We start from the raw sequence: 23,040 nt of genomic DNA, 5'->3' as shown, positions 1-23,040 counted from the left end.
TAACAAGGGCGCGGCATTTTGCTGCGCCCTTTTGCTTTTAGGCCTCTTCAGACTCGGCGCGCACATAGCGCACCTGCTGGCTGTAAAACGCCAATGTTTGTTCCAGCGTTTCCAGCGTCACCGGTTTCGACAGGCAATTATCCATGCCGGCCTCAATACAGCGCTGCTTCTCTTCAGCCAGGGCATTCGCCGTGACGCCGATCACCGGGGAAGCAAACTGCATTTCACGCAGGCGCTGAGTCAGATGATAGCCATCCATGTTCGGCATATTGACGTCGGTCAGTACGATGTCGACGGTGTTACGACTGAGTACATCCAACGCATCGACCCCATCATTGGCCGTCACCACCTGGTAGCCCAGCGAGCTAAGCTGATCGGACAGCAACCGACGGTTGATCGGATGGTCGTCCACCACCAGTAAATGAATATCACCGTTGTCGATCAAGCTGGCCTTGGCCGGCACCGGCAATTGTGCCAGGGTATTGCCGCTTTCAGCTTGAGTGCCAAACAGCCGGTTAAGCAGCACCAGGGTTTCACGCGGCGTAGAGGTGCTGTGCATCCAGTAACCCGGGCGCGTTTCCTGCGACGGGCCGATGTGTTCAATGGAAAATTGGATCTGCGCCAGCAGCGGCGTGCTAATCATCAACGGGTGATCGCTGAGCATCACTTCGCCTTCGGCGGTGTCCTGCCCCTGATGGCGTAATACCGTCGCACCATAACCGCCCAGGATTTCCATCAGATAACTTTCCAGCCGCTGGTTGCGAATATCCAGCCACAGCGTTTTGCCCTGCCAGGTATCGCTCGGCTGCGGGATCGGGAACTGGGCGCTAAACAGAGGAATACGGATGGTGAACAGGCTGCCTAATCCCGGTTCGGATTCAACGGCAATGTCGCCGTCCATCATGTTGATCAGCTTCTCGCAAATCGCCAGCCCCAGCCCGGTACCCTGGAAATGGCGCTGCACACCGCTGCCCACCTGGAAGAACGGGTCGAACAGGCGGGTAATTTCTTTCTCCGGGATACCAACGCCGGTGTCACGAACGCTGAATTCCAGATAATTGCCGCGGGTGCAGACCTGCAGGATGATGCAGCCGGTATCGGTGAACTTAATGGCGTTGTTCAACAAGTTGGACAACACCTGCTGCAACCGTACCGGATCGCCGGAAATGCGCTCAGGCACGTTTTGCTCGATAAAGCAGTACAGCCCCAACCGCTTCTTCACCACCAGCGGTAAGTAGTTGCCGGCGATGTGGGTAATCACCTCCAGACAGGAGAACTCCCGCGGTTCAATCTTCAACTGCTCGGATTCAATTTTCGAGAAGTCCAGAATATCGCTGATGATCTTCAGCAGCAGCCCGGAAGAGTTGTTCATCGCATTGACCAGTCGATCAACGCCCTGCGGTAACGCCTTGGTCTGCAGCAAATCGAGGTTGCCGATAATGCCGTACAGCGGCGTACGCAGCTCATGGCTAACGGTCGCCAGGAACATCGATTTCGATTGGCTGGCCTGTTCCGCGGCGGCGGCCATCTCTTGCAGCGATTCTTCCATTTTCACGCGGGCGCTGACATCCACCAGCACACAAATCGCCACATCCTCATTACGATAGCGAGAATGAACGAAGCTGATCTGCAGGTTATTGTTATTGCTGGTCATCACATCTACAAAATTCACCTGCTGTTCGCAGATGATGCGCGTAATGCGGTCACGGTCTTCGTGGGTCAGTAAGTTGATGTAATTGTGCGCCAGTTCGTTACTGAGGATATTGGTGCCGTCGCTGATGCGCAGAATACAGATGCCCACCGGCGCCGAGGCGACAATTTTACGGTTAAACTGCTCATGTTCTTCCAGCCGGAAGGCGTTATCCTCTGCCGGCAGGAACATTTTGCGTTCAAACAGCCAGGCCAGGGTGAATAGCACGATGGCGGACAGCAGATTCAGCAGCACCGCATTGAGGATCAGCATTTTGAAGCGCTCAACCACCGTCTTCACCGGCACCGCATACACGATGCTGAGCGAGGATGGCGGCAACGCCTTTTTCATGATGAGATCGCGGTAATTATCGACGTAACCAAAGTAGGCTTGTTCCAGCGGATAACTGTCGGGCGCTTGCGCATTGCGCTCACCATCCGCCAGCTGCAGTATCGGTTCGTTGTTCTCATCCAGCAGAGTGACGGCGATCGGCAGGTTGCCGGTAGTCACGAAGTCTTCCAGACGTATAGTCTGCTCAATGCCCAGCAACGCTTCCAGCTTGGAGCCAATATAGATTGGCGTCAGTACATACAGATAGCCGACATCCGGCCGCTGCTGGCTTGGGCTGATCCAGTACAGATTGTTGTCTTTATCCTGGTTCTTGGCGTTGCGATATTTAAGGATGCGCTCATGCAGCGTTTTCAGCGCATCTGAACGGTTGGCTACGCCGCTGCTGCCGCCGAACTCCGCCATGCACAGGCTATCCCCGCCGATAAAAAACACCCGGTTGAGATCGTAGGCCGCGACAAAATTCTCTTTCCAATACTGGATCAACCCGCTCAGCGAATTGAGCGAGCTGCGGTAAGTGCTATTAAGCGAACAGTTGGACTCCGGATAGAGCGGGAAAAACTCTGGCGGGCTGCTCTTGCCGGGAAAGATGCCGCTGAACATGTCCAGGCTGCTGACCGAGCCATTGAGGCGGTTTTCTGCCATATATTTGATATCACGAATGATATCGGCCGAATGGCGGATGTAGCCCTGCGCCTGATCAAAATTCAGATTGTAGTCCTGCCGAATGTCAGACTCTTTCTGATGCAGGATATTCAGGATATAGAAAGTGGTGAGCAACGCCCCCAACGACCACAGCATTATCGCCAGCACCCGGAACAGATAGCGGGAAATCTTTAACGTGGTGCGAAAAGAGGCTAAATATTTCAATCGGATACCATACAAATGTGAGTGGTGACCAGCGCGTTCATAGCAGAGCCGGGAGCTGTTGGCTTGAGTTCGCTAATTAAACCATATAACTGAAAAAGGGCCTAGCATCGCTGCCAGGCCCTGTATTTCTCAGTGCAATAGTGGCGTTAGTCGCCCACTATGGCTTAGGCGTTGTCATCTTCCGCGTCGTCTACCGCTTCAGAATCGTCGTCGCCTTCGTCCAGCGGCGTAGCGTCTTCTTCTACGGCTTCTGCGCCGGCTTCCAGACTATCCAGTTCTTCGTCTTCTACCGGTTCGGCAACGCGCTGCAGGCCGACGACATTCTCGTCTTCCGCAGTACGGATCAGCGTAACACCTTGGGTATTACGGCCAACCACGCTGACTTCCGAAACGCGAGTACGCACCAGCGTACCGGCATCGGTGATCATCATGATCTGATCGGTGGTATCCACCTGCACCGCACCCACTACCTGACCATTACGCTCGCTCACCTTGATGGAGATAACCCCTTGGGTGGCACGTGATTTGGTCGGGTATTCGGTGACCGCAGTACGCTTACCGTAGCCGTTCTGGGTAACGGTCAGAATATCGCCTTCACCGCGAGGCACAATCAGGGAGATAACGCTGTCGCCTTCACCCAGGTTGATACCGCGCACGCCGGTAGCCGTACGGCCCATAGAGCGCACCTGCGTTTCCGGGAAGCGAACCACTTTACCGTTGGCGGAGAACAGCATGACTTCGTTACTGCCGTCGGTCAGGTCAACACCAATCAGCTCGTCACCCTCATTGAGGTTAACGGCGATGATGCCGGCGCTGCGTGGACGGCTAAAGTCGGTCAACGCGGTTTTCTTCACGGTGCCGCTGGCGGTTGCCATGAACACATGACGCCCTTCTTCATACTCGCGCACCGGCAGAATGGCGGTGATACGCTCATTGGCTTCCAGTGGCAGCAAGTTGACGATTGGACGACCACGTGCGCCACGGCTGGCTTCAGGCAGTTGATACACCTTCATCCAGTACAGGCGGCCACGGCTGGAGAAGCACAGGATCGTATCGTGGGTGTTAGCCACCAACAGACGATCGATAAAGTCTTCTTCTTTGATACGTGCAGCGGACTTGCCCTTACCGCCGCGGCGTTGCGCTTCATAGTCGCTCAATGGCTGATACTTCACATAGCCCTGGTGCGACAGCGTAACTACCACGTCTTCCTGGTTGATCAGGTCTTCGATATTGATATCGGACGTGTTGGCGGTGATCTCGGTACGGCGGCCGTCGTTGTACTGCTCTTTAATTGCGACCAGCTCTTCGCGGATCACTTCCATCAGGCGGTCTGGGTTTTCCAGAATAAAGATCAGCTCGGCAATGGCGGTCAGCAGCTCTTTATACTCGTCCAGCAGCTTTTCATGCTCCAGGCCGGTCAGTTTCTGCAGGCGCAGATCCAAAATCGCCTGAGCTTGCTGCTCAGTCAGGTAATATTTGCCGTCACGGATACCGAACTCCGGCTCCAGCCACTCAGGGCGAGCCGCGTCATCACCCGCGCGTTCCAGCATGGCGCCTACATTACCCAGATCCCACGCCTGAGCGACCAAACCGGCTTTCGCTTCCGCAGGGGTTGGCGCACGACGGATCAGTTCGATGATCGGATCGATGTTGGCCAGAGCGATAGCTAAGGCTTCCAGAATGTGGGCGCGATCGCGAGCTTTACGCAGTTCAAAGATGGTACGACGGGTGACCACTTCACGGCGGTGACGAACAAACGCCTGCAAAATGTCTTTCAGGTTCAGCAACTTCGGCTGGCCCTGGTGCAATGCCACCATGTTGATGCCGAAGGTGACCTGCAATTGCGTCAGTGAGTACAGGTTGTTCAGTACCACTTCGCCAACCGCATCGCGTTTGATCTCAACCACGATACGCATACCGTCTTTGTCGGACTCGTCGCGCAGTGCGCTGATGCCTTCCACGCGCTTTTCTTTAACCAGCTCGGCGATCTTCTCGATCAGACGCGCCTTGTTCACCTGATACGGGATCTCGTGAACAATAATGGTTTCGCGCCCGGTCTTGGCATCGGCTTCCACTTCAGCGCGTGCGCGCAGATAGATCTTGCCGCGCCCGGTGCGGTAGGCCTCTTCGATACCGCGGCGACCGTTGATGATCGCCGCAGTCGGGAAGTCCGGCCCCGGGATGTGTTCCATCAGGCCTTCGATGCTGATGTTTTCATCATCGATGTAGGCCAGACAGCCGTTGATAACCTCTGACAGGTTATGCGGCGGAATGTTGGTGGCCATACCCACGGCAATACCCGACGAGCCGTTAACCAGCAGGTTCGGGATCTTGGTTGGCATGACGGCTGGGATCTGCTCGGTGCCATCGTAGTTAGGCACGAAGTCGACGGTTTCTTTTTCCAGATCCGCCAGCAGTTCGTGAGCAATTTTTGACATGCGCACTTCGGTATAACGCATTGCCGCGGCGGAGTCGCCGTCGACGGAACCGAAGTTACCCTGACCGTCCACCAGCATATAGCGCAGTGAGAAAGGTTGAGCCATACGCACGATGGTGTCGTAAACCGCGCTGTCACCGTGTGGGTGATATTTACCGATGACGTCCCCGACGACACGGGCCGATTTCTTGTATGGTTTATTCCAGTCGTTACCCAGTACGTTCATCGCGTACAAAACGCGGCGGTGTACCGGCTTCAGTCCATCACGAACATCTGGCAGCGCACGTCCGACAATTACGGACATCGCGTAGTCCAGATACGAGTTTTTCAACTCGTCTTCGATGTTTACCGGTGTGATTTCTCTGGCAAGGTCGCTCATGGAGCTGCTATCCCTCTACTAATGATTCATCTGCCCGCTGCCATAGTGGCAAAGGTGTAAAACTATATCACAAAGCACGCTTTACGGGAAAATAACCGCCGCCGATTCACTGAAATTGTGCATATATGTGCGCTAAAAATGCATCGGCGCAGACGGCGCTGCGCCGGAACATGTATAATCCGCGCAACGAGAACCAGGAGCCAAATACGCCCATGAATGCAGAATCATCCAGCCAAGCGCAAAACGTAGACCATCAGGAAATCGCCAAGTTCGAGGCCGTGGCCTCTCGCTGGTGGGATTTGGAAGGTGAGTTCAAACCGCTGCACCGTATCAACCCGCTGCGTCTGAATTATATCCTGCAACGTTCAGGCGGCATTTTTGATAAAACCGTCCTCGACGTGGGCTGCGGTGGCGGCATTCTGGCGGAAAGCATGGCGCGTGAAGGTGCCAAAGTGACCGGTTTGGACATGGGCGCCGAGCCATTGCAAGTGGCCCGATTACACGCGCTGGAAACCGGCATGAATGTGAATTACGTGCAGGAAACGGTAGAGAGCCACGCCCAGGCCAACCCGCAAAAATACGACGTCGTGACCTGCATGGAAATGCTGGAGCACGTTCCCGATCCGGCTTCGGTGGTGCGCGCCTGCGCTCACCTGGTCAAACCGGGTGGTCATGTGTTCTTCTCCACCATCAACCGCAACACCAAGGCCTGGCTGATGGCGGTCATAGGTGCGGAATATATTCTGAAGATGGTCCCTCAGGGTACCCACGACCATAAGAAGTTCATCCGCCCTTCTGAACTGATCGGCTGGATCGACCACACGCCGCTGCGCGAAAAACACATGATTGGCCTGCATTACAACCCGATCACCGACCACTTCAAGCTGGGCGGCAACGTTGATGTGAACTACATGGTACATACTCGACACGAAGGCTGATGCCGCTCTCAAACGCGGTGAGTATTTAAGCGCTCGCCGCACAAAAATAAATGCCCTTCTTCAGGCCCCGTCATTGGCCTTCTCACCCTTTTCAATCAAAGAGTTGACCGCCGTATTAAAATGGTTCGTCATCGCTTTCATCGCTCCTTCCGCGTCCTTGGCGCAAACGCAATCGCAAATATCCTGATGCAAAGAGACAATCTGTTTTCTTTCGGCGTCGGTTCCACTTTGCGCTTCGAGACCGGCATGGATAGAACGTCTGAGTTGTTCATGCAGGGATTGCAATAAAATACCGGACAGAGGGTTGCGAGATGCCCTGGCAATAATGAGATGGAAGTTAATGTCATGCTGAATAAATTTTTCAGCGTCAAAGATGCACGCCTCAATCTGCTTCATCTCATCTTGCAGTTGGCGAAAATCCTCCTCATTGCCGTTGGTCGCCGCCATGCCGGCACTGCCGATTTCAAGCCACTGGCGCACGCTCAAAATCTGGGAGACCGACACCTGATTTGAAGCTATAGCAAAGCCAAAAATAAGCTCAAGCACGCTGCTGTCGAACGCTTTCACCCGCGGGACTTTACCGCTTTTAATCTCTAGGATCCCCAGTGCTGACAGCGAACGGTATGCCTCACGGATCACCCCTCGACTGACACCCAGTTCCTCAATTAATTTTACTTCGCTTGGAACCGCCATCCCCGGCGTCAACTGTTGCTGGCTTATCATATCCAGCACGTAATGCTTGATTTGCGAGGACAATGTGTGGCTCTGAATCGGCATCTTTGTATCCATTTTAAACGACTCCAAAATTTACAACTTCAAATGTACTGGATGAAGAACAAAGCAGAAAATATCACGGCAGACGACTGACAAAGCCGGTTATTAGGCAGAGCGTGCCCATCATGGTTCTCGGTGCGCCTGGCCCTGGTATCCCGGGCTCAAAGACCACCTGGTTATCGAACTCACGATATTTTCTTCTCTCAGACCACCACCACAATTCAACACCATCAACGGCCCCTTCCGGGCGGTTCTCGCCGCCATTTTACTAAAAATGTGAGCTTAATATCATATATAAAATCATCCCTACCAACCTGTTTGACAGGTTGATAGGTTGCGCGTAATTTTTCCTGTGCAAACACCCTAGCCTGCTCTTAAGGCCAAATAGAAATTGTCTTTTCAGGAGAAAAAAATGTGGTCGAATGATAAAGAGCTGTTCCAACTGATGCGCACCAAGCTGTTCCCCGCCGTTGTGGGGGATATTCTTGATACTATGGGATTTTTACATCAGTTTTTTGCCCCCTCCATTAAACCGCTTCAGATGAATATGGTGGTTGCCGGCAGAGCGATGCCGGTGCTCGAAGCCGATGTCTACGAGCTCAAATCCAGCTCTGGGCATAACGAAATCACCCAACAGCCTTTTGGGTTAATGTTTGAAGCACTGGACTCGTTGAAAGAAGACGAGGTGTACATCGCCACGGGAAGTTCTCTGCGTTACGCGCTTTGGGGCGGCCTGATGTCAACCCGGGCTCGTCATCTGAAAGCGGCTGGCGCCGTGCTTGATGGTTATGTACGCGACAGCAATGAAATTCTGGAATTAAATTTCCCCACGTTCTCGCACGGCACTTATGCACAAGATCAAGGCCCCAGAGGAAAGGTGATCGATTATCGCGTTCCTATTGAATTTAACGGAATAAGGGTACACCCCGGCGATATCGTCTATGGCGATCGCGATGGTGTATTAATCATCCCGCAAGAAGTTGAACGTGACGCCATTAGTTTGGCATTAGAAAAAGTCTCCACAGAGAATCGCGTCAGGACGGCCATCGGCAATGGCATGAGCACGGTAGAGGCATTCGAAACCTTTGGCGTAATGTAATTTCACTAAGCCCATAATATTGATTGGCAAGGTGGGTTTATATTTAGTCATACAATATGAGTATGCAATCATGAAACAGAGAAATAAAATAATAACACTCTTGTTTATAGCCAGCATTATTAACTACCTGGATCGGGCTGCATTTTCTGTTGCCATGCCCTATATAAAAGATTATCTACAACTCTCTCCTGCTGAAATTGGTGTAATGCTGAGCAGCTTCTTTTTCGGCTATGCCTTATTTAACTTCGTCGGGGGGTACCTGTCTGACATTTACGGCCCGCGCAAAGTGATGGCCATTGCCATGCTTACCTGGTCGTTATTCTGTGGTCTGACAGGGGTCGCTTTCAGCTACATCATCCTATTTATTATTAGAGTCATTTTTGGGATGAGCGAAGGCCCGGTCAGCACCAACATCAATAAGGTCATCACCCACTGGATCCCGATTCACCAGCGCGCACGCGCCATTGGTATTGCCAATGCAGGCAACCCACTTGGAGGGGCTATCGCGGGCCCCATCGTTGGATTCCTGATCATTATGTGGAACTGGCGAGTGGCCTTTATCATCCTCATGTCACTTGGCTTTGTGTGGACCTTCTTCTGGCTAAAAAACTTTACTGACCACCCTAAAGATCACCCGAAAACCCAACCTATTGAAATTGAAGAGTTTGAAACGGCTCTGCACAATGCGCCGGTAAACCATGATACCCAGACCAAGCTGCCGTTTCGCTTTTATCTGACACAGCCACTGGTTTTGGCGACCGGCATGGCGTTCTTTGCCATCAACTATATTCTTTATTTCTTCCTGACCTGGTTTCCCAGCTACCTCTCAATGGCAAAAGGGCTGAACATTGCTGAAATGAGCATTGCCTCCTCGATTCCGTGGTTACTTGGCAGTGTGGGCATGGTCATGGGAGGCGCTGTCTCCGATTATATTTACAAGAAAAGCGGAAGATTACTTTTTTCCAGAAAGCTGCTTATTGTTGTCGGTTTAATTGCCTCGTCTGTATGCATCTGTATTGCCGGGATCGTAGACTCCGTGACCTTTGCCGTCATTATGATGTCATTCGGCATATTCTTTATGTATCTGGCAGCGTCATCGCCCTGGTCTATTATTTCCGACAGTATTTCCGCAGATAAAGTGGGTGGCGTGGGCGGCTTTGTTCACCTGCTGGCGAATACTTCAGGCATGATCGCCCCTATTCTGACCGGTTTTATTGTTCAATACAGCGGTGGCAGCTTTATTTCAGCCTTCGTATTAGCCGGCATCGTAGGTATTTTCGGCGCATTAAGCGTAGCGTTATTTGTCAAACCCATTAATTCAAATAAAAAAGCACAACCTCTCACGGACACCTTAACAAACCTGAGGAAACAATAATAATGAAAGCATTAACCATTGATAAAACTTCCCATACCGAGTTCGTCGACATCCCTGAGGCCGTATGCGGTGATAATGATGTTCTTATTGATGTTCAGCGCGTCGGCCTCTGCGGCTCCGATTTAAATACCTACCGTGGGTTTAACCCCCTGGTTGTCTACCCTTGCATCCCAGGCCATGAAATTAGCGGCGAAGTTATCCGCACAGGGTGCAATGTCACGACGGCCAAACCGGGCGATCGTGTGGTGGTCTTGCCTTGTACAGAATGCGGGGTTTGCAGCAGTTGCCTTGCTGGCAGGCCGAACGCTTGTAAGCACAATCAAACGCTCGGCGTCCAGCGTCAGGGTGGTATGGCGCAAAGGCTGGTTATCCCAGCGAATAAAATTCTTGTTTGCAATGCCCTGAGCTTTGATGAACTGGCTCTGGTTGAACCTCTGGCCGTTGGGCTGCACGCCGCCCGTCGTGGTGCCATTCAGGTTGGAGAATGGGTGGCCGTGATAGGTTGCGGTGTCATTGGTCTGGGGGCCATAGCCGCCGCAGCAGCAATGGGAGCACGAGTGATCGCCATAGACATAGACGATCGCAAACAGGCCGTGGCTCTGGCCTGCGGCGCTTGCTCATTCCTCAATGGGACAAAGGTCGACCTCGCCGACGAGCTGGGCAGGATCGACGAAGGCCGTGGCCCGGCACTGGTCATTGAGGCCGCCGGGCAAACCTCTTCAATCGAGCAATCTCTCGAACTGGTCGCCTTTTCTGGCCGCATCGTTTACGTCGGCTACGCAAAAAAACCGGTTAACTACAACAGCGCGCTTTTTTTGCTGAAAGAGGTGGATATCCGCGGCTCACGAAACGCCACGGTGGCAGATTTTCGCGCCGTACTGGCCTTGATGGAACAACAGCGCTATCCCCTGCATTCAATTATCACCACTCATTACCCGCTCGACCAGGCAGGTGAAGCCTTTATTGCGTGGGCAGCCGATCCTGGTGCCGTGACCAAAATACTTATCGCCTTTTAACCGCAATTAATCAGAGATTATAACTATGTTAAAAAATGCATTTTCACTCGAAGGTAAAACGGCATTAATTACTGGCGCGGCCAGCGGCTTGGGTTACGCAATGGCTGAATGCATGGTGGCCAGTGGCGCAAAAGTCATCATAGCCGACCTCAATGGCCCACTCGCTCAGCAGGCTGCTGAAAACCTCGGTCCTATGGCAACCTACAGTCAATTTAACGTCAGTGAAACCACCAAAACCCAGGCATGGGTGAACGGTTTGCTCGACCAGGTTGGGCAGATCGACATCCTGGTCAACAACGCGGGCAACCATTGCAAAAAGCCCATCGAGGAGATGAGCGTTGAGGATTTTGAATCCGTTCTTGATGTTCACGTTGTCGCAGCGTTTGCCTTGACCAAAGCGTTAGTCCCGCACATGAAGCGGCATGGCAATGCCAGCGTTCTGTTTACCGCCTCCATGACGTCATTTCTCGGGCAGCCCTATGTCGCCGGCTATGCGGCGGCGAAATCGGCCTACCTGGGGCTTATCCGCGCGCTGACCACCGAACTGGCTGGGGCAGGCATACGCGTCAACGGCATCGCCCCGGGCTGGATCGACACGCCCATGCTGCGGAAGGCCATTGAAGGAGATGATGAGCGCCGCAATAAAATTCTCGGACGAACCCCGATGAAGAAATTCGGCAAGCCAGAAGACATTGGCTGGGCCGCTACTTATTTGGCTTCAGAGGCAGCCGCCTTTATCAGCGGTCAGGTTCTGGTGGTTGATGGTGGCGCTCTGATTGGTTTCTGATTGATTAGCCAGTGCTATTGCTTGGTGATAGCACTGAATATCCGTCTAAATAATAAGATCAGGAGGGCTATTATGGAGCAAGTCGCATACAAGATTAATGACGTTGATAATGTCGCTACGGCGCTAACGCCCATACAAACGGGCAAAGTCTCGGTTCGCGGCTGTGGGAATGACACCGTCATCGCCAATGAGAATATCAATATCGGCCATAAAATAGCGTTATGCCCCATTTCCATGGGCGACCCCATCATTAAATACGGCATCAACATAGGCAGTGCGACCCAAGCGATAAAAACCGGCGATTGGGTTCACCTGCACGTTATGCATAGCAACTATGACGAACGCTCATCCCATCTGGATCTGGTGACCGGTGCCCCTAAGGATGTCAAATATGAATAAGTTAGAAAGCCTGAAATCGGTGACGTGGTCAGGTTACCAGCGCCAGAACGGCACCAAGGGGATCCGCAATAAAATATTGGTTATTTACACCGTGGAATGCGCCCATTTTGTGGCCGATAAGATAACCGAAAAAGTGAATGACGCCGAAGTTGAAGCGGTTGGGTTTTCCGGTTGTACCGACAATGAGTACGCCGTAAGAATGCTGATCTCATTAATTCGCCATCCTAATGTCGGTGGTGTCCTTGCCGTAGGGTTAGGGTGTGAGTACATCCAGCCAGAGTGGCTTAGCAATATCGCAAAAGAAGAAGGAAAGCCGACGGCCTGGTTCTATATTCAGCAAACCGGCGGCACAAAAGGCAGCGTGGAGTTAGGCGTTGAGCATGTCAGGAGAATGCAGACAGAATTAACGCGCACCAGCCGAGTGCCTATGGGCTTTGCAGACTTGATTATCGGCAGTGAGTGTGGGGGCAGCGACTATACCAGCGGGCTGGCGGGCAATGTGGCGGTGGGCAACTTTTTTGATTGGTTGGTCGATGCGGGCGGTACGGCAATTTTTGAAGAGATCGTGGAAGCCATAGGCTTGATTGATATTTTGTCCCAGCGCGCGGCAACCGAAAGCGCTAAGGATGAAATCGTTGCCACCTACAATAAGGCGCTCGATTACTGCAAATCGGTGAGGCAATACTCGGTCAGTCCAGGAAACTTTGCCGGTGGACTATCCACAATCGAAGAAAAAAGCATGGGTGCCGTAATAAAGAGCGGCTCTCGCCCCATCCAAGGGGTGCTTAAAGTCAGCGGTTGTCCCCAGCGAAAAGGCCTATGGTTACTTGATAGCACGCCAGATCCTCACTGGATGCAATTTGGCATCACTAACCCTAATGATAATGAAGGGCTGATGGATCTTATCTCCTGCGGTAGCCATATTATCTTTTTTGTCACCGGTCGCGGCAGCGTCGTGGGCTCCGTGGTTGCCCCCGTGATAAAAATCACCGGCAACAGCCAAACGTTTGAAAACATGATTGATGATATGGATGTGGATGCCGGCCGGCTGCTAAGCGGGGCCATATCGCAACAACAGCTTTCTCTGGAAATCGCTCAATTGATGGTGGCGATTGCAGCCGGGCAAAAAAGCAAAAGTGAGGAACAGGGCCATAAAGAATATTTTATTCCTTATAAATATCAAAGCAAAGAGGTGCTGATCCCCACGCGATGCGAAAGCTAGCCGTATCAACCGCCGTCAGTCGATACCTAAAAATGATCAATTTACGGGAGTGAGGCGACATGAAAGCTCCCGTAAACCTCTTGTGACGCAAACGCTCTATTGCGAAAGCAAGGGCTGGAGACCGCAATCTCTGGTCTGGTCCCCATCGCCCCCATCGCACGGACGAGAAACCGTGGTTAATGGCAGCCCTCATTTTGGGGTAAAGTAGCTACATGGAATCACACAGGCAGACATTGGACAAAAGATTGCGCCAGCCCAGTGTTCTTCTTGTTTATGAATTTTTAGAACTTTGATGGCTAACAATATGCCGTTTTTTTCTAACGTTTAATAAAGCGGCAAACGATCACGTTTTTCTGATTATAGGGAAAATCTTATCCCGCTTATTGACAAGCTTGTCGCACCAGTCACAGCGCGCACTGCGAAAGACAAGTCACATTTCACCCCCAAGTTATCCACAAATTAGGCCACTTTTGTTCACTTGCAAACGCCCTGTTTTCTCACTATCTTGTTACCTCACCGACATACACCCCCTATATATAGTGTTTACATACTGAGCAGAGCTACTACACTTCTGCTTAGGGGCACCATACGGACAGGTAAAACACCACATGAACCAAAGTCTGCTTGTTACTAAACGCGATGGGCGTAAAGAGCGCATCAACCTCGACAAAATCCACCGTGTCATCGACTGGGCCGCGGAAGGGTTAAACAACGTCTCCGTTTCTCAAGTAGAGTTGCGTTCCCATATTCAGTTTTATGACGGCATCAAAACTGCTGATATTCATGAAACCATTATCAAAGCAGCAGCCGATCTGATCTCGCGCGACGCGCCGGATTACCAGTATCTGGCCGCGCGCCTGGCTATCTTCCATCTGCGTAAAAAAGCTTACGGTCAGTTCGAGCCGCCAAAGCTGCTCGCTCACGTGACGCGCATGGTAGAAATGGGCAAGTACGATAAGCATCTGCTGGAAGACTACAGCACTGAAGAGTTCGAGCAGATGGACTCCTTTATCGATCACTGGCGTGATATGAACTTCTCCTACGCGGCCGTTAAGCAGCTGGAAGGGAAGTATCTGGTGCAGAACCGCGTCAGCGGCGAGATCTACGAGAGCGCGCAGTTCTTGTATATCCTGGTGGCCGCGTGCCTGTTCTCCAACTACCCGCGTGAGACCCGTCTGGACTACATTAAACGTTTCTACGACGCGATCTCCACCTTCAAAATCTCACTGCCTACGCCAATCATGTCCGGCGTGCGCACCCCTACCCGCCAGTTCAGCTCTTGCGTGCTGATCGAGTGCGGCGACAGCCTGGATTCCATCAACGCCACTTCCAGCGCCATTGTGAAATACGTTTCGCAACGCGCCGGCATCGGTATCAACGCCGGTCGTATCCGTGCGCTGGGCAGCCCGATCCGTGGTGGTGAAGCCTTCCATACTGGCTGCATCCCGTTCTACAAACACTTCCAGACCGCGGTGAAGTCCTGTTCTCAGGGCGGCGTACGCGGTGGTGCAGCGACGCTGTTCTACCCGATGTGGCATCTGGAAGTTGAAAGCCTGCTGGTGCTGAAAAACAACCGTGGTGTTGAAGGCAACCGCGTTCGTCACATGGACTACGGCGTGCAGTTGAACCGCCTGATGTACCAGCGCCTGATCAAGGGCCAGGACATCACCCTGTTCAGTCCTTCTGACGTCCCGGGCCTGTATGACGCATTCTTCGCCGACCAGGACGAGTTCGAACGTCTGTATACCAAGTACGAGCAAGACGACAGCATTCGCCAGAAACGCGTGAAAGCGGTCGAACTGTTCTCGCTGATGATGCAGGAACGCGCCTCTACCGGCCGTATCTACATCCAGAACGTTGACCACTGCAACACCCATAGCCCGTTTGATCCGCAGATCGCGCCGGTGCGCCAGTCTAACCTGTGCCTGGAAATTGCCCTGCCGACCAAACCGCTGGACGACGTCAACGACGAAAACGGCGAAATCGCCCTGTGTACGCTGTCCGCCTTTAACCTGGGCGCCATCGAAAGCCTGGACGATTTGGAAGAGCTGGCTACCCTGGCAGTGCGCGCATTGGACGCCCTGCTGGATTACCAGGACTACCCAATCAAAGCCGCACACCGTGGCGCCATGGGTCGTCGCACCTTGGGTATCGGCGTGATTAACTACGCTTACTATCTGGCGAAAAACGGCGTGCGTTATTCCGATGGCAGTGCCAACAACCTGACTCACAAGACATTCGAAGCTATCCAGTATTACCTGCTGAAGGCCTCGAACCGTCTGGCTCAGGAACAAGGGGCTTGCCCGTGGTTCAATGAAACCACCTATTCGCAGGGGATCCTGCCGATCGACACCTACAAGAAAGATCTGGATGTCATCTGCCAGGAGCCGCTGCACTACGACTGGGAAACCCTGCGTAAAGAGATCAAGGAAACCGGTCTGCGCAACTCGACCCTGTCGGCGCTGATGCCTTCGGAAACCTCTTCGCAGATTTCCAACGCCACCAACGGCATTGAGCCGCCACGTGGTCACATCAGCATCAAAGCGTCGAAAGACGGCATCCTGCGCCAGGTGGTGCCGGAGTACGAACGTCTGAAAAACGACTACGAGCTGCTGTGGGAAATGCCGAACAACGACGGCTACCTGCAACTGGTCGGTCTGATGCAGAAGTTTATCGACCAGTCGATCTCTGCCAACACCAACTATGACCCAACCCGTTTCCCGGGCGGCAAGGTGCCAATGAAGCAGCTGTTGAAAGACCTGCTCACCACCTACAAGTTTGGTGTCAAGACGCTGTACTACCAGAACACCCGCGACGGCGCGGAAGACGTCCAGGAAGATTTGTTGCCGGCCAAGGGCGGCGATGATGACTGCGAAAGCGGCGCCTGCAAGATCTAAAGTTTGAAACAGCGGGCCGGAACTCTTCCGGCCCCTTCATTTAGCCACGATACGATGGACTCAGGCTTATGGCTTACACCACATTTTCTCAGAATAAAAACAACCAGTTGCTGGAACCGATGTTTTTCGGCCAGTCGGTTAACGTTGCGCGTTTCGATCAGCAAAAACATGAAATTTTCGAAAAACTGATTGAGAAACAACTGTCCTTCTTCTGGCGCCCGGAAGAGGTTGACGTTTCCCGCGACCGTATCGACTATCAGGCGTTGCCGGAACATGAAAAACACATTTTCATCAGCAACCTGAAATACCAGACGCTGCTGGATTCGATCCAGGGCCGCAGCCCGAACGTGGCGCTGCTGCCGCTGATCTCGATCCCGGAATTGGAAACCTGGGTGGAAACCTGGTCATTCTCTGAGACCATCCACTCACGTTCTTACACCCATATCATCCGTAATATCGTTAACGATCCGGCGCTGGTGTTTGACGATATCGTCACCAACGAAGAGATCCTCAAGCGTGCGAAGGACATTTCCGGCTACTACGACGATCTGATCGAGATGACCGGCTATTACCATCTGCTGGGTGAAGGCACGCATCAGGTCAACGGCAACACCGTTACCGTTAGTCTGCGCGCGCTGAAAAAACAGCTGTATCTGTGCCTGATGAGCGTTAACGCGCTGGAAGCCATCCGCTTCTACGTTAGCTTCGCCTGTTCATTTGCCTTCGCGGAACGCGAACTGATGGAAGGCAACGCCAAAATCATCAAGCTGATCGCCCGTGACGAAGCGCTGCACCTGACCGGTACCCAGCACATGCTGAACCTGATGCGCTCCGGTGCCGATGACCCGGAAATGGCAGAAATCGCCGTTGAGTGTCAGCAACAGTGCTACGATCTGTTCGTGTTGGCGGCCGAGCAGGAAAAAGAGTGGGCGGAATACCTGTTCCGTGACGGCTCGATGATCGGCCTGAACAAAGACATTCTGTGCCAGTACGTGGAATACATCACCAATATCCGCATGCAGGCAGTGGGCCTTGGCCTGCCGTTCGCCACCCGCTCTAACCCAATCCCATGGATTAACGCCTGGTTGGTCTCCGACAACGTGCAGGTTGCACCACAGGAAGTGGAAGTCAGCTCCTACCTGGTAGGGCAGATCGACTCGGAAGTCCATGCCGACGACCTGAGCGACTTCGAACTCTAAGCGATGGCATCATCAATCGTGACGCTGCGTACCACGGGTACGCAGCTTGCCTGCGCCAAAAGTGAAAATTGCCTGCTCGACGTGCTCGAATTGCACGACGTTGAGGTGGAGTATCAGTGCCGTTCCGGCTACTGCGGCGCCTGCCGCCTGAAGCTGGTAAAAGGTGAAGTGACCTACCGCCAACAGCCATTGGCGTTTATCAACCAGGGTGAAATCCTGCCTTGCTGTTGCATGCCGCTGACGGATATCGAGTTGGAAATCTGATTTTCAAGAACATCCTTCCATCACCTGAATATACCCTATGACTTTCGAGTTACAGCCAACAACGCTGCAGCTTGAAAGACGACGGGTATAAATACCAAAATCGTAATAGATACAACGGCTAACGAGTGAAACACCTGCTTTAACTGCATGCTTGCCTCCTTGCTGTGAAGAGGCTAGCGTAACGGTGTCTAGGCGTTATGTGCAGCCCCATTCTGATTGAGAGTCAATACAGTTTGGGGCTTTCATCTATCCGCCTTGCCACACAATGCCCAAGACCAACAGTCTCAAGCCTCCCTATTCGATAATCTCCAGCGTCTCCAGCCAGGCATTCCTGCCGCATACCGGCCCACCGTTCAACCACCGCCGCAGCATGTCTAGCGCCAGCATCGCCACCGACTCTTGCCTTAACCGCAGGCTATGCCGCGCAGCCCGATAACGTACCGTCTGCCCGATGCTGCCTTTTGGCGTATGCAGCCCAATGCTCACCCGATCGCCGCTCATGGCGCTGACCGCCAATGCCAGCTGCGCCCCGGTCAGTTCCGCCAACGAACGAGCGCGCGCCAACGTGGTTTCCAGCGTTTCCACGCAGTGCGACGGCAACAATTCGCCACCGGCCAACGGCGCCCCTTCGCTTTGCAGTTGTAGATTTATCAACCCGGCGCTGAACTGTTCGCTCAGCGCCAACTTCAACCCTTGCTGATTCAACCGCTGTGCCAGCACTGCCGGCAGGCCAAGGGTTCCTTCAAACAGGGTGTTATCACCCGCAACCTGACGAACCCGCTCCCACGCTTGCTCCATCGCCGCACGCTGGGCAACCGGGCCGGTCAGCTTCAGTTCAATGATCGGGCTGGAGGAACGATAACCCAGAACCACATCCGGCGGCAGCGGCATGCCGTCCAGCTCAGCAGCCAGATCGCTTTCCGAAGTACCAAAAGTGGTTAACCGCAGGCACAGCGGTGGTGCCGGTAAGGTAAAACGCTGACGCAGGCGCGGCACAATTTGCTGTTCGACCATCACTTTGAATTCAGATGGCACGCCGGGCGTGAAAAACATCATGCATCGGTTCAGTTGCAAAGCAAAACCACAGGCGGTGCCAACCGGATTGTCGAGCATCTCTGCGTTAGCGGGGATCTGCGCCTGCTTGCGGTTTGAGGCCGCCATCGGCCTGCCGCGTTCAGCAAAATACGCCTCGATACGCGCCATCCATTCAGCATGTTCAACCAGCTCGACGCCGCAGGCGGTCGCGGCCGCCTGAGCACTGAGATCGTCACTGGTCGGCCCCAGACCGCCGTTAACAATCAGCACGTCGGCGATATGACTGCGTTCCTGTAATGTTTCGATCAGAGAGGAGAGACTGTCCCCCACCGTTTCGCGGCCGCTCATCGGCATGCCCTGCTGGAACAGATAGTCTGCCAGCCAGGCGGCGTTGGTATCTATAATTTGCCCGTGTAGCACCTCATCACCGGTGCTGAGCATCTCCACCCTTAACATTGATCTCTCCCACATTTTCCGATCTTTCCACTATAGAAGCCTGTAAATAAGTTTTCACTAGGCACCACCAGTTAATTTCGGTTAAAGGCATTTTTTTGCGAGATAGCGCAGCCCGCTGCATCGTAAAGATAAGTTAACAGCACCCGTAACGCCCGTTTGACACGAAATATTCCATCAACTATCCTGCCGCACTTAGAATCAGTTACCTATAATTTTCCAAAATCTTTGGTTGATAGAGAAAAACGTGAAAAATCGCACGCTTGGCAGTGTATTTATCGTAGCAGGAACCACCATCGGCGCCGGGATGCTGGCAATGCCGTTGGCGGCGGCCGGTGTAGGCTTCGGCGTCACCCTGGCTCTGTTAGTCGGCCTGTGGCTGTTGATGTGTTATACCGCGCTGCTGCTGGTCGAAGTCTATCAACATGAACAGGCCGATACCGGCCTCGGTACCCTGGCAAAGCGCTACCTCGGCGGCGGCGGTCAATGGCTGACCAGCTTCAGCATGATGTTTTTGATGTATGCCCTGACTGCCGCCTATATCAGCGGCGCCGGTGAATTGCTGGCGGCCAGCATCAGCCAGTGGACGTCGCAGGACTTCCCCACCACGCTTGGCGTATTGCTGTTTACTCTGGTGGCCGGCGGCGTAGTCTGCATCGGTACCCACTCGGTCGATCTGTTTAACCGTATTCTGTTCAGCGCCAAAGTGGTGTTTCTGATTGTCATGCTGGGCCTGATGCTGCCCAATATCCACCAGACCAACCTGATGACGCTCCCGCTGGAGCAAGGGCTAGCGCTGTCGGCCATTCCGGTGATCTTCACGTCGTTCGGCTTTCACGGCAGCGTGCCAAGCATCGTGAACTACATGGGCGGCAACATCCGCAAGCTGCGTTGGGTGTTTATTATCGGCAGCGCCATTCCGCTGATAGCCTATATTTTCTGGCAGTTGGCCACGCTCGGCAGCATCAGCTCCACCACTTTCGTCGGTATCTTGGCACAGCAAGCCGGTCTGAACGGCCTGTTGCAGGCGGTGCGCGACGTCGTGGCTTCCCCACATGTCGAACTGGCGGTGCATTTGTTTGCCGATCTGGCGCTGGCCACTTCCTTCCTGGGGGTAGCGCTCGGGCTGTTTGATTTCCTGGCCGACTTGTTCAAGCGCCAGGATAACGTACGAGGCCGTCTGCAGACCGGTGCCATCACCTTCTTGCCGCCGCTGGCTTTCGCGTTGTTCTATCCACGTGGCTTTGTGCTGGCGCTGGGCTTCGCCGCCATCGCGCTGGCAGTGCTGGCGTTGCTGCTACCGTCAATGCTGGTGTGGAAAACGCGTCAACAGCATCAGGCGAAATACCGCGTCTGGGGGGGAACTCCGGCGCTGGCGGTGGTGTTTGTCTGCGGGGTGACGGTGATTGCCATTCAGGTGGGTATCGCCAGCGGTATCCTGCCGGCCGTAGGCTAATAGATTTTTCGATAAAACGAAGGGGCCAATTGGCCCCTTCGCTGTTTGTATCAGAAGCTCAGACCCACGCCAACATAAGGGCCATCGGCCAAGGTGTTGTCACGACGCCCGTCCTTCCCTTGCATCTGAATATAGCGGTAACCCACATCTACGCTAAGCGGGCGGAAAACCGTCCAACGCAGGCCGCCGCTGGCTTCGTTGTAAGCCTTAACGCCACTGGTCAGTGATTCCGGGGCGAAATAGCCTTCGCCATGCAGGCTGAGAGAACGCGTGATTGCCCAGTCAAGACCGCCGCCCAGTGCCAAAGCCCCACCGCTCTTACCGTCCTTCGGGCTCAGATACAGCGCCTTGCCCCCTAACGTCGCAGTCAACGGTCCCAGTGGCAGGCCGAAGTTCAGCCCCAGGCTGCCAACGTTGCCGTTATGATCGCTACGGGCCCAGTTACCCGTTAAACCCAAACCGCTGGTGCCTGTGTCCTGACCGAAGCCGAGGTTGGTGTAATGCTTGCCGGCTTCGCCAGACAGGCTGAGCGCGTTCGCCGCACCGGTCATAAACAGCATGCTTGCCGCGCAGGCGACCAAAGTCTTTTTCATCGTCTATCCCTCTTGCTACTTCATCCATTAAGAATGATATGAGTTAACCCGTAATAATACCGTCACGAGTCTATACCAAACCACAACCAGTTCTTAAGGGATAAAAGCGAAAAAATTCTTCTGTAATCAAATGAATGTAAAGTTTTGCAAGGAAAAGCGTCCTCCCGGGTGGCAATAGCAACGATAACCCAGACCTATTTGCCGAGTGCGTTCAATAGGTCTACAACTAGTAGTGGCATTGATTAGGGTCAGGGTGAGAACGCCCTGGCGGATTATGATGAAAGCTTGAGTCGCCCAAGTCTTCACTCAATTGCAATACGATAAGGAGCAAGTGATGAGCAAGAAAGGACTGACCACCGCAGCCGGAGCCCCGGTTGTCGATAATAATAACGTGATCACCGCAGGTAAACGCGGCCCGATGCTGCTGCAGGACGTTTGGTTCCTGGAAAAGCTGGCTCACTTCGACCGTGAAGTGATCCCCGAGCGCCGCATGCACGCCAAAGGATCCGGCGCCTACGGCACTTTTACCGTCACCCACGATATTACCCAGTACACCCGCGCAAAAATCTTCTCTGAAATCGGCAAGCAAACTGACATGTTTATCCGCTTCTCCACCGTAGCCGGTGAGCGCGGGGCCGCCGACGCCGAACGCGACATTCGCGGTTTCGCGATGAAGTTTTATACCGAGGAGGGCAATTGGGACCTGGTGGGTAACGACACCCCGGTGTTTTACCTGCGCGACCCGCTGAAATTCCCCGATCTTAACCACGTGGTCAAACGCGATCCGCGTACCAATCTGCGCAACCCAACTTATAAATGGGATTTCTTCTCGCTGTCGCCGGAAAGCCTGCACCAATTGACCATAGACTTCAGCGACCGCGGCATCCCGAAATCCTACCGCCATATGCACGGCTTCGGCAGCCACACCTTCAGCTTTATCAATGCCAACAACGAACGCTTCTGGGTTAAATTCCACTTCCGCTGCGAACAAGGCATTGAAAACCTGATGGATGACGAAGCGGAGGCGATCATTGCCAAAGACCGTGAAAGCTCACAGCGCGATTTGTATGAAGCCATCGAACGGGGTGATTACCCGCGCTGGAAACTGCAGATTCAGATCATGCCGGAACACGAAGCCTCGCAGACACCTTACAACCCCTTCGATCTGACCAAGGTATGGCCGCACGGCGATTACCCGTTAATCGACGTTGGCTTCTTCGAGCTGCACCGCAACCCGGAAAACTACTTCGCGGAAGTGGAACAAGTGGCGTTGAACCCAGCCAACGTAGTGCCTGGGGTCAGCTTCTCGCCGGATAAAATGCTGCAGGGTCGCCTGTTCTCATACGGGGACGCCCACCGCTACCGTCTGGGTGTTAACCATCATCAAATCCCGGTTAACGGCGCAAAATGCCCGTTCCACAACTACCACCGCGACGGCGCGATGCGCGTGGACGGCAACAGCGGTAACGGCGCGACCTACGAGCCAAACAGCTTTGGCCTGTTCCAGGAGCAACCGGACTTTAGAGAGCCACCGTTGAGCATTGAAGGAGCCGCCGACCACTGGAATCACCGTGAAGACGGGGATTACTTCAGCCAGCCGCGCGCGCTGTTCAACCTGTTGAGCGCGGAAGAACATCAGCGTATGTTCACCCGTATCGCCGGTGAGCTGTCACAGGTGCCGGAACAGATCCAGCGCCGTCAGGTCGATTTGTTCACCCAAGTGCATCCGGATTACGGCGCTGGCGTAGCCAAAGCGCTGGGCCTGAAATAACCGTCGGCAGTCACCGAAGCCGTTGACAAAGTGCTCTG

The 23,040-nt window shown here is 53.7% G+C and carries 17 protein-coding genes; 12 read left to right on the top strand and 5 right to left on the bottom strand.

Translation table 11 applies throughout. The features are described from left to right. Nucleotides 1-37 precede the first annotated feature (37 nt). Nucleotides 38-2,908 (bottom strand): two-component system sensor histidine kinase RcsC, encoded by a 2,871-nt coding sequence (rcsC, locus tag ACMGG1_RS06795; protein ID WP_187961696.1) that lies wholly within the window; start codon nucleotides 2,906-2,908, stop codon nucleotides 38-40. A gap of 164 nt (nucleotides 2,909-3,072) precedes the next feature. Then, the gene (gene gyrA, locus ACMGG1_RS06790) at nucleotides 3,073-5,724 is read right to left on the bottom strand and encodes a DNA topoisomerase (ATP-hydrolyzing) subunit A (protein WP_122079889.1); all 2,652 of its coding nucleotides are present in this window, start codon (nucleotides 5,722-5,724) and stop codon (nucleotides 3,073-3,075) included. A 212-nt stretch (nucleotides 5,725-5,936) separates the two neighbouring features. On the opposite strand from gyrA, the gene ubiG reads away from it, so the two are divergent. Beyond that, nucleotides 5,937-6,662 carry a bifunctional 2-polyprenyl-6-hydroxyphenol methylase/3-demethylubiquinol 3-O-methyltransferase UbiG gene (gene ubiG, locus ACMGG1_RS06785; RefSeq protein ID WP_414161237.1) on the top strand — a complete coding sequence of 242 codons (726 nt, stop codon included), beginning with the start codon at nucleotides 5,937-5,939 and terminating at the stop codon, nucleotides 6,660-6,662. Between the two features lie 60 nt (nucleotides 6,663-6,722). Here the strand turns inward: ubiG and ACMGG1_RS06780 are convergent, their stop codons facing one another. Then, nucleotides 6,723-7,451 (bottom strand): FadR/GntR family transcriptional regulator, encoded by a 729-nt coding sequence (locus ACMGG1_RS06780; protein WP_414161236.1) that lies wholly within the window; start codon nucleotides 7,449-7,451, stop codon nucleotides 6,723-6,725. Nucleotides 7,452-7,848: 397 nt separating this feature from the next. Between ACMGG1_RS06780 and ACMGG1_RS06775 the strand changes: the two genes are divergently transcribed. From ACMGG1_RS06775 to yfaE, 9 genes are all read left to right on the top strand, one after another. Continuing rightward, nucleotides 7,849-8,535 carry an RraA family protein gene (locus tag ACMGG1_RS06775; RefSeq protein WP_128864601.1) on the top strand — a complete coding sequence of 229 codons (687 nt, stop codon included), beginning with the start codon at nucleotides 7,849-7,851 and terminating at the stop codon, nucleotides 8,533-8,535. Between the two features lie 70 nt (nucleotides 8,536-8,605). Further along, complete coding sequence (locus ACMGG1_RS06770; RefSeq protein ID WP_104410954.1) at nucleotides 8,606-9,910, top strand: MFS transporter; 1,305 nt, start codon at nucleotides 8,606-8,608, stop codon at nucleotides 9,908-9,910. Nucleotides 9,911-9,912: 2 nt separating this feature from the next. After that, complete coding sequence (locus ACMGG1_RS06765; RefSeq protein WP_414161235.1) at nucleotides 9,913-10,926, top strand: zinc-binding alcohol dehydrogenase family protein; 1,014 nt, start codon at nucleotides 9,913-9,915, stop codon at nucleotides 10,924-10,926. A gap of 25 nt (nucleotides 10,927-10,951) precedes the next feature. Beyond that, nucleotides 10,952-11,713 carry an SDR family NAD(P)-dependent oxidoreductase gene (locus ACMGG1_RS06760; RefSeq protein WP_048759279.1) on the top strand — a complete coding sequence of 254 codons (762 nt, stop codon included), beginning with the start codon at nucleotides 10,952-10,954 and terminating at the stop codon, nucleotides 11,711-11,713. A gap of 72 nt (nucleotides 11,714-11,785) precedes the next feature. Beyond that, on the top strand, nucleotides 11,786-12,112 hold the full coding sequence (locus ACMGG1_RS06755) for a UxaA family hydrolase (RefSeq protein ID WP_020827811.1): 327 nt from the start codon (nucleotides 11,786-11,788) through the stop codon (nucleotides 12,110-12,112). Continuing rightward, nucleotides 12,105-13,334, top strand: coding sequence for a UxaA family hydrolase (locus tag ACMGG1_RS06750; RefSeq protein ID WP_128864604.1), 1,230 nt, complete (start codon nucleotides 12,105-12,107; stop codon nucleotides 13,332-13,334). Before ACMGG1_RS06755 ends, ACMGG1_RS06750 begins: the two co-directional genes overlap by 8 nt. Nucleotides 13,335-13,942: 608 nt before the next feature. Next, nucleotides 13,943-16,231 (top strand): class 1a ribonucleoside-diphosphate reductase subunit alpha, encoded by a 2,289-nt coding sequence (gene nrdA, locus ACMGG1_RS06745; RefSeq protein ID WP_020827813.1) that lies wholly within the window; start codon nucleotides 13,943-13,945, stop codon nucleotides 16,229-16,231. A 68-nt stretch (nucleotides 16,232-16,299) separates the two neighbouring features. Continuing rightward, entirely contained in the window at nucleotides 16,300-17,430 is a 1,131-nt protein-coding gene (gene nrdB / locus ACMGG1_RS06740; RefSeq protein ID WP_020827814.1) for a class Ia ribonucleoside-diphosphate reductase subunit beta, read from the top strand. Between the two features lie 3 nt (nucleotides 17,431-17,433). Further along, the gene (yfaE, locus tag ACMGG1_RS06735) at nucleotides 17,434-17,694 is read left to right on the top strand and encodes a class I ribonucleotide reductase maintenance protein YfaE (protein WP_130016468.1); all 261 of its coding nucleotides are present in this window, start codon (nucleotides 17,434-17,436) and stop codon (nucleotides 17,692-17,694) included. A 294-nt stretch (nucleotides 17,695-17,988) separates the two neighbouring features. Here yfaE and ACMGG1_RS06730 read toward each other — a convergent pair whose 3' ends face one another. After that, nucleotides 17,989-19,185, bottom strand: coding sequence for a nicotinamide mononucleotide deamidase-related protein YfaY (locus ACMGG1_RS06730; RefSeq protein WP_130016467.1), 1,197 nt, complete (start codon nucleotides 19,183-19,185; stop codon nucleotides 17,989-17,991). Between the two features lie 244 nt (nucleotides 19,186-19,429). Here ACMGG1_RS06730 and tyrP point away from each other — a divergent pair, with 244 nt between their 5' ends. Next, a complete protein-coding gene (gene tyrP, locus ACMGG1_RS06725; RefSeq protein WP_041414776.1) occupies nucleotides 19,430-20,638 on the top strand; it encodes a tyrosine transporter TyrP in 1,209 nt (402 codons plus the stop codon). Nucleotides 20,639-20,688: 50 nt separating this feature from the next. Here tyrP and ACMGG1_RS06720 read toward each other — a convergent pair whose 3' ends face one another. Further along, a complete protein-coding gene (locus ACMGG1_RS06720) occupies nucleotides 20,689-21,231 on the bottom strand; it encodes a YfaZ family outer membrane protein (RefSeq protein ID WP_020827818.1) in 543 nt (180 codons plus the stop codon). Between the two features lie 334 nt (nucleotides 21,232-21,565). Between ACMGG1_RS06720 and katA the strand changes: the two genes are divergently transcribed. Further along, complete coding sequence (katA, locus tag ACMGG1_RS06715) at nucleotides 21,566-23,002, top strand: catalase KatA (protein ID WP_020827819.1); 1,437 nt, start codon at nucleotides 21,566-21,568, stop codon at nucleotides 23,000-23,002. Nucleotides 23,003-23,040 lie beyond the last annotated feature (38 nt).

Source organism: Serratia sp. BNK-12 (assembly GCF_047456085.1).
GTDB lineage: Bacteria > Pseudomonadota > Gammaproteobacteria > Enterobacterales > Enterobacteriaceae > Serratia > Serratia liquefaciens.
This window is presented reverse-complemented; position numbering and strand designations above follow the sequence as displayed.